Raw genomic sequence first — 7,787 nt, 5'->3', positions numbered from 1 at the left:
AAGCGGCGCCGAGGCGCTTGGGATCGTCGCTGTCGCGCAGCAGGCGATCGAACGATTCCGCCATCCGATCGATGGCGCGCGGGATATTGTCATAGAGCCATTCGACCACGCCGCCGGCACGCGGCGGACGTGCGGTGCCGGCCTCGCCGCGCACGCGGCGGTGGAAGCGCGCGCGTTCGGCCTCATAGGTGCTCGACTGGATGATGTGCGTGCCGCCGGCGGCCAGCGCCAGCGCCCAGCCTTCGCCGGTGCCGATGTGAGTGGCGATCAGCACATAGATCAGGATGAACACGCCATGGTCGCAAATGCCGTCGAGCAGGCGGCCGAACGGGCTGGCGGTGCCGGTGGCACGGGCGACCATGCCGTCGAGTCCGTCGGCAATCAGCCAGGCGACCGACAGCACTAAGCCCAGCACCGCCGCGGCAGGGGTGGCCCAGTTCCAGTAGGAAACGGCCGCGCCGATGCCGAGCGCGAGGCCGATCAGCGACACCATATTGGCCGATACGCGCCACGCGAGCGCGACCGGCAGCAGTCGACGCGCCGCGGGATGGATCACCCAGAGGTTGGTGGGGTCTTCAATCCGCCTGTCTCGGGATCCGTCGGGCGGTGGTGATGTCATCGGGCTGTCATGATGCCAATATGGATCAAATCACGCAAGGTATTCGGCGCATCGGCGACCGGATTCGGGACGAGTTGTGGCGCGCGTAACACGCCGCCATGACATTAGTCACTGAAAAATCGTCGATTTCCTTACAGGCTGCGACCGATCAGTTCCTTCATGATCTCGTTGGTGCCACCATAGATTCGGCTGACCCGCGCCGCGCGCCACATCCGTGCGATGGGATATTCGTTCATGTAACCGGCGCCGCCATGCAGTTGGAGGCACTTGTCCATCACCTCCCATTGCAATTCCGTGTGCCATAATTTCGCCGCGGCGCCTTCGGTTGCGGTCAACTCGCCCTTGAGGTGGCGCTGGATCGCCCAGTCGAGATGCGCCCAGCCAACCTGCAGCTTGGATTTGAGGTCGGCCAGGACGAATCGGGTGTTCTGGAAATCGAACACCATCCCGGCGAAGGCCTTGCGGGTCTTGGTGAATTCGACCGTCTCGTCGAACGCCTTTTGCGCCGACGCCTGCGTGCCGACCGCGATCGACAGGCGCTCCTGCGGCAATTGGCTCATCAGGTAGATGAAGCCCTTGCCCTCCTCGCCGAGGCAATTGGTCATCGGCACGCGAACGTCTTCGAAGAACAGTTCCGAGGTGTCCGCGGCGTCCTGACCGATCTTGTCGAGCTTGCGCCCGCGCTTGAAGCCCTCGCGGTCCGACTCGATCAGGATGATCGACATGCCCTTGTACGCAGGCTTGGCGTCGGGATCGGTCCTGGCGACGACCAGGATCAGGTCGGCATTCTGGCCGTTGGTGATATAGGTCTTGGAGCCGTTGACGACGTAGTGGTTGCCGTCCTTCTTCGCCGAGGTGCGGATCGCCTGCAGGTCGCTGCCCGTCCCCGGCTCGGTCATCGCGATCGCGGTGATCGTCTCGCCGCTGACGAGCCGCGGCAGCCACTGCTTCTTCTGCTCTTCGGATCCGTAATGCTCGATATAGCCGCTGACGATGTCCGACTGGAGCGTGAACCCGGCGGGGACGCCGTTATACGCCATTTCTTCGTTGACGATCGAATTGTAGCCGAAGTCGAGCCCCAGCCCGCCATATTCCTCGGGCACCGTCGGACACAGCATGCCGACCTCGCCCGCTTTGCGCCAGAATTCCTTGGGGACGAGGCGATTCTTTTCCCAGTCGTTGACGTTGGGCACACCTTCCTTTTGCAGGAACGACCGCACGCTTTGGCGGAACGCCTCGTGATCCTCGTCATACGCGAAGCGGCCGGGCACGCTGTCGGGGGTCATATCAGTCCTCTCCTGCAACCTTTTTCGACGTGTGGCGGGCAAGCGGGCGGCTGGTCAATCCCCCGCCGGTGCGGCTAAGGCTGGCGGCAACGAAGGAGAGCGCATGAAACTGGCCAGTCTGAAGCAGGGACGTGACGGCAAGCTCGTCGTGGTGTCGACCGATCTCGCCTGGTGCGCCGACGCATCGCATATCGCGCCGACCTTGCAGGCGGCGCTCGACGATTGGGACCGGGTGTCGCCCGACCTGCGCAACCTCCAGACCGACCTCGACCATGAAGTCATCCCGCGCGAGCGGTTCCACGAGCATGACGCCGCCTCGCCGTTGCCGCGCGCGTACCAATGGGCCGACGGATCGGCGTACGTGAACCACGTCGCCTTGGTGCGGCAGGCGCGCAACGCCGAGATGCCCGAGACGTTCTGGCACGACCCGCTGATGTATCAGGGCGGGTCGGACGGGTTCCTGGGGCCGCGTGATCCGATCCCGTTGGCCGACGAAAGCTGGGGCTGCGACCTCGAGGCCGAAGTGGTGGTGGTGACCGGCGACGTGCCGCTCGGCGCGACCCGCGAGCAGGCGCTCGACGCGATCCTGCTGGTCGGGCTGACCAACGACGTGAGCCTACGCAACCTGATCCCCGGCGAGCTCGCAAAGGGGTTCGGCTTCTTCCAGTCGAAACCGGCCAGCGCCTTTTCGCCAGTGTTCGTCACCCCCGATTCGCTGGGCGACTGGTGGCGGGACGGCAAGCTCCACCGCAAGCTGATGGTCGACCTCAACGGTCAGCCGTTCGGTCGCGCCGAGGCGGGCGAGGACATGACGTTCGATTTCGGCACCTTGGTCGCGCATGCCGCCAAGACGCGCGCGCTCGGCGCGGGGACGATCGTCGGATCGGGCACCGTGTCGAACCGCGACGCGGGGGGCGGGCCGGGCAAGCCGATTGCCGAAGGAGGCGTCGGCTATTCGTGCCTCGCCGAGATTCGCACGATCGAGACGATCGATGGCGGCAAGCCGGTGACGCCGTTCCTCAAGGCGGGCGACACCGTCCGCATCTGGGCCGAGGACGACAGGCACCACCCGATCTTCGGCGTGATTGAGCAAATCGTCGGCGGTTAGCTCGCGGCGTGCTGCGCCAGCGACAGGACGTTGCCGTCGGGATCTTTGAACCACGCGACGCGATGGCCGCCCGGCGCCGACCAGATGCCGCTGGCATCCTGCTGCTCGCCGAAAAAGGCGTAACGCTCGAACGCTACGCCCTTGGCGGTCAACGCCGCGACATCGCCGACGATGTCGGGGGTCACCCAGCCGAGCACGGTGTAATCGGCCTGCACGCGCTGCGGCGGCTTGACGATCCTGAGCGTGTTAGGGCCGGCGCGGAACGAATGCGCGAACCCGTCGAAGCCAAGATACGGCAGTCCGAGCGTATCGGCATAAAAGGCTCGCGCGCGGTCGGGATCGTCGGTGGCGATGAACAGTCCGGGGATATGGTTGGCAAGCATGAAAGCCCCTCCCGTCGTTGTGCGGCCTCTATATCCGTTGCGGTGAGCGTCGCCTAGACTCGCCAAGGCCATTGAAATTTTATAACAACGGGACAAAGCCCGCGCCCGAGCGTTACGCTTTCGAGTCGAACCTGGAGAGAGCATGGCCAGCGATAGTCCGCGCGCCAATCTGAAACCCCTGTCGCTGCACGTGCCGGAACCCAAATTCCGCCCCGGCGACACGGTCGATTTTGCCGAAGTCGATATCCCCGCGGCGGGCGCCGCGCGGCGGCCCGACACTGCGGCCGACGCGCAGTCGTTCACCGATCTGGCCTATTCGATGGTCCGCGTGCTCGACGAGAATGATCGCGCTGTCGGCCCGTGGGACCCCAAGCTCACACCCGACACGCTGCGCCGGATGCTGCGCAACATGGCGCTGGTCCGCGCGTTCGACGAACGCATGTTCCGGGCCCAACGGCAAGGCAAGACCAGCTTCTACATGAAGTCGCTGGGCGAGGAGGCGGTGTCGATCGGTGCCGCCGCCGCGCTGGCCGACGACGATATGTGCTTTCCGTCCTATCGCCAGCAGGGCATCCTTATCTCGCGCGGCTGCCCGCTGACCGACATGATGAATCAGATCTATTCGAATGCGGGCGACAAGCTGCAGGGCAAGCAGCTGCCAATCATGTATTCGGAGCGGCGGTTCGGCTTCTTCTCGATCTCGGGCAACCTCACCACGCAATATCCGCAAGCGGTGGGCTGGGCGATGGCGTCGGCGTCGAAGGGCGACACGCGGATCGCGGCGACGTGGTGCGGCGAGGGATCGACCGCGGAGGGCGATTTCCACTCGGCGCTGACCTTCGCGACGGTCTACCGCGCGCCGGTGATCTTCAATGTCGTCAACAACCAATGGGCGATTTCGAGCTTTTCGGGGTTCGCCGGGGCGGAGGCGACGACCTTCGCGGCGCGCGCGGTGGGCTATGGTATCGCCGGGCTGCGGGTCGACGGCAACGATGCGCTGGCGGTGTACGCCGCGACCGAGTGGGCGGCAGAGCGCGCGCGGACCAATCAGGGGCCGACGCTGATCGAGCATTTCACCTATCGCGCCGAGGGCCACTCGACCTCGGACGATCCGACGCAATATCGCAGCGCGGGCGAGCCGACCGCGTGGCCGCTTGGCGACCCGGTCGTGCGGCTTAAAAATCACCTTATCGCGCTTGGCGAATGGGACGACGAACGCCACGCGGCGCAGGATTTGGAACTCGCCGAGCAGGTGAAGGCAGCGCAGAAGGAGGCCGAGAAGAACGGCATCCTCGGTCACGGCCTGCACCAGCCGCTCGACACGTTGTTCGACGGCGTGTTCGAGGAAATGCCGTGGCATCTGCGCGAGCAGCAGGCGCAAATGATGGCGGAAGAGGAAGCGAGCGGACGGCCATGGGCGCGCAAGTGATGAGGGCTGGTCGCCACAAGCTCAACCGTCACCCCGGACTTGTTCCGGGGTCCACTGTGCCGCGTATTCAGCGGCGTGAGGTCGTGCGGCACGGTGGATGCCGGAACGAGTCCGGCATGACGGAGTGGGTGTGGTGAGCGACGTGATCGAAACTGAACCCACCGCTGACACTGGCGACACCACGCGCATGAATATGATCCAGGCGATCAATTCGGCGATGGACGTGATGATGACGCGCGACCCGAACGTGATCGTGATGGGCGAGGATGTCGGCTATTTCGGCGGGGTGTTCCGCGCGACCGCGGGGCTGCAGGCCAAGCACGGCAAGACTCGCGTGTTCGACACGCCGATCACCGAATGCGGGATCATCGGCGTTGCGGTCGGGATGGGCGCGTATGGGCTTCGTCCGGTCCCCGAAATCCAGTTCGCCGATTACATCTACCCCGCGCTCGACCAGCTCGTGTCGGAGGCAGCGCGGCTGCGGTACCGCTCGGCGGGCGAGTTCATCGCGCCGATCACGGTGCGCAGCCCATTCGGCGGCGGCATCTTCGGTGGGCAGACACATAGCCAGTCGCCCGAGGGTATCTTCACGCACATATCGGGCACCAAGACGGTGATCCCATCGACCCCGTACGACGCCAAGGGCCTGCTGATCGCAGCGATCGAGGATAACGACCCGACGCTCTTCTTCGAGCCCAAGAGAATCTATAACGGCCCGTTCGACGGATACTGGGATCGCCCGTCGAAGAACTGGTCGGCGCACCCCGCGGGCGAGGTGCCGACCGGCTATTACAAGATCGAGCTGGGCAAGGCGAACGTCGTCCGCGCGGGCGAGGCACTCACGATCCTGGCGTACGGCACGATGGTCCATGTCTGCCAGGCGGTGGTCGAGGAAGCCGGGGTCGATGCCGAGATCATCGACCTGCGCACGCTCGTCCCGCTCGACATCGAGACGATCGAGGAATCGGTGAAGAAGACCGGCCGCTGCATGATCGTCCATGAGGCGACGCGCACCAGCGGGTTCGGCGCGGAGCTGTCGGCGCTGGTCCAGGAGCGCTGCTTCTACCACCTCGAAGCGCCGATCGAGCGCGTCACCGGGTTCGACACGCCGTACCCGCACAGCCTCGAATGGGCGTATTTCCCGGGTCCTGTCCGCATCGGTCAGGCGCTCAAGAAGATCATGAAGGACTAAGGCCGATGGCTCGTTTCGTCTTCAAACTGCCGGACATCGGCGAAGGCATCGCCGAAGCCGAGATCGTCGCATGGCACGTCAAGGTCGGCGACACGGTGAGCGAGGATCAGGGCCTCGCCGACATGATGACCGACAAGGCGACGGTCGAAATGGAGAGCCCGGTCGCGGGCGTCGTGGTCGAACTCGCGGGCGAGGTGGGCGATCAGGTGCCGATCGGGTCGGCGCTGGTAGTAATCGAGGTCGAGGGCGATGCGCCGGCGGTCGAGGAAGCAGTTGAACGCCCGCTCGACGAGACCGATCGGCCGACCAGCGCGGAGGAAGCCGCCGAGCAACTTGGCGTGACCGAAGAGGCGGAGACGCCCGGGCTGAAGGATGCCGAAGGCAAAAAGCCGGCATACGAACAACCCGGTTCCCCGGCGAAGGCCGGGGCCCAGTCGGGGGACGTTGCAACTGGGGCCCGGCCTTCGCCGGGGAACGAAGGCGGACAAGGTCGCTCCGTTCTTGCCTCTCCCGCCGTGCGCCAGCGCGCCGGCGAGCTCGGCGTCGATTTGTCGCAGGTGCAGGCCGACGGCGACCGCATCCGTCACGCCGATCTCGACGCGTTCCTGCGCTACGGATCGGGCCAGGGCTATCACGCCCCGCACGCCAGCCGCGCGCGCGAGGACGAGACGATCAAGGTCATCGGCATGCGCCGCCGCATCGCCGAGAATATGGCGGCGTCGAAGCGCAACATCCCGCATTTCACCTATGTCGACGAGATCGACGTTACCTCGCTCGAGGACATGCGCGCCGACCTCAATGCCAATCGCGGGGCACGGCCGAAGCTAACGATGCTGCCGCTACTGATCGTCGCGATCTGCCGCTCACTCCCCGATTTCCCGATGCTCAACGCGCGCTACGACGACGAAGCGGGCGTGGTCACGCGGTCGGGCCGCGTTCATCTCGGCATGGCGGCGCAGACCGACGCCGGGCTGACCGTCCCCGTCATCCGTGACGCGCAGGACAAGAACGTCTGGCAGCTTGCAAGCGAGATCGGCCGCCTCGCCGAAGCGGCGCGTAGCGGAAAGCTCAAGCCCGACGAGATGGGCGGCGGGACGATCACCGTCACGTCGCTCGGCCCGCTCGGGGGGATCGCGACGACCCCGGTGATAAACCGCCCCGAAGTCGCGATCATCGGCCCCAACAAGATCGTCGAGCGCCCGGTGTTCGTCGGTGACGAGATCGTCCGCGCAAAGCTGATGAACCTGTCGATCAGCTGCGATCACCGCGTCGTCGATGGCTGGGATGCGGCGAGCTACGTCCAGGCGCTCAAGAAATATCTCGAAACGCCGGTTTTGCTGTTCGCCGACTGAACGCCACACGCCGACATATTTGTGCGACAAAGCGGGCCTAGCGCCACACCCGGTTAGGTGGAGTGCGGGCGATGATCGGAGCGATGCTGGGCTTGGCGTTGATGGCGGCGGCGCAGGACAAGCCGCCGCTCGCGGGCACCTTGCCGCCGATGCCGGCGCCCCTGCCGCGCGAGGAATCCCGCGCGAGGGGGAAACTGTTCGTCAGTCCGATGGGCGAACCGTTTCGCGGGCCTGACCCGGTTCGGGCGTGGTTCGACGGTGCCGATACCGATCGTGACAATGCGATCAGTGCGACCGAGTTCGTCGCCGACGCCATGCGGTTCTTCGCTGTGCTCGATCGTAGCCATGACGGCGAGATCGATCCCGACGACATCAACCATTACGAGACCGTGCTCGCCCCCGAAATCCGCACCGGCGG

Annotated in this window: 7 protein-coding genes and 1 pseudogene; 5 read left to right on the top strand and 3 right to left on the bottom strand. The window is 65.5% G+C overall.

All coding sequences use genetic code 11. The features are described from left to right. Both JWM94_RS07525 and JWM94_RS07520 read right to left on the bottom strand, forming a co-directional pair. On the bottom strand, nt 1–619 hold a 619-nt coding region (locus JWM94_RS07525; RefSeq protein WP_299424441.1), incomplete at its 3' end, for a CDP-alcohol phosphatidyltransferase family protein. A gap of 131 nt (nt 620–750) precedes the next feature. Beyond that, the gene (locus JWM94_RS07520) at nt 751–1,905 is read right to left on the bottom strand and encodes an acyl-CoA dehydrogenase family protein (RefSeq protein WP_299424439.1); all 1,155 of its coding nucleotides are present in this window, start codon (nt 1,903–1,905) and stop codon (nt 751–753) included. Nucleotides 1,906–2,008: 103 nt separating this feature from the next. Here JWM94_RS07520 and JWM94_RS07515 point away from each other — a divergent pair, with 103 nt between their 5' ends. Beyond that, nucleotides 2,009–3,013 carry a fumarylacetoacetate hydrolase family protein gene (locus tag JWM94_RS07515; protein WP_299424436.1) on the top strand — a complete coding sequence of 335 codons (1,005 nt, stop codon included), beginning with the start codon at nt 2,009–2,011 and terminating at the stop codon, nt 3,011–3,013. Here JWM94_RS07515 and JWM94_RS07510 read toward each other — a convergent pair. Beyond that, a complete protein-coding gene (locus JWM94_RS07510) occupies nt 3,010–3,396 on the bottom strand; it encodes a VOC family protein (protein WP_299424433.1) in 387 nt (128 codons plus the stop codon). The genes JWM94_RS07515 and JWM94_RS07510 overlap by 4 nt on opposite strands. Before the next feature lie 142 nt (nt 3,397–3,538). Here JWM94_RS07510 and JWM94_RS07505 point away from each other — a divergent pair, with 142 nt between their 5' ends. The 4 genes and pseudogenes from JWM94_RS07505 to JWM94_RS07490 form a co-directional block, all read left to right on the top strand. Further along, nucleotides 3,539–4,825, top strand: a complete 1,287-nt coding sequence (locus JWM94_RS07505) for a 3-methyl-2-oxobutanoate dehydrogenase (2-methylpropanoyl-transferring) subunit alpha (protein WP_299424430.1) — start codon at nt 3,539–3,541, stop codon at nt 4,823–4,825. 187 nt (nt 4,826–5,012) lie between these two features. After that, nucleotides 5,013–6,017, top strand: a complete 1,005-nt coding sequence (locus JWM94_RS07500; protein WP_299424444.1) for an alpha-ketoacid dehydrogenase subunit beta — start codon at nt 5,013–5,015, stop codon at nt 6,015–6,017. 5 nt (nt 6,018–6,022) lie between these two features. Continuing rightward, on the top strand, nt 6,023–7,369 hold the full coding sequence (locus JWM94_RS07495) for a dihydrolipoamide acetyltransferase family protein (protein ID WP_299424428.1): 1,347 nt from the start codon (nt 6,023–6,025) through the stop codon (nt 7,367–7,369). A gap of 71 nt (nt 7,370–7,440) precedes the next feature. After that, nucleotides 7,441–7,787 (top strand): annotated as a pseudogene (locus JWM94_RS07490) (hypothetical protein); the annotation flags it as partial.

The organism is Sphingomonas bacterium (assembly GCF_028289855.1).
Classification (GTDB): domain Bacteria; phylum Pseudomonadota; class Alphaproteobacteria; order Sphingomonadales; family Sphingomonadaceae; genus Sphingomonas.
This window is presented reverse-complemented; position numbering and strand designations above follow the sequence as displayed.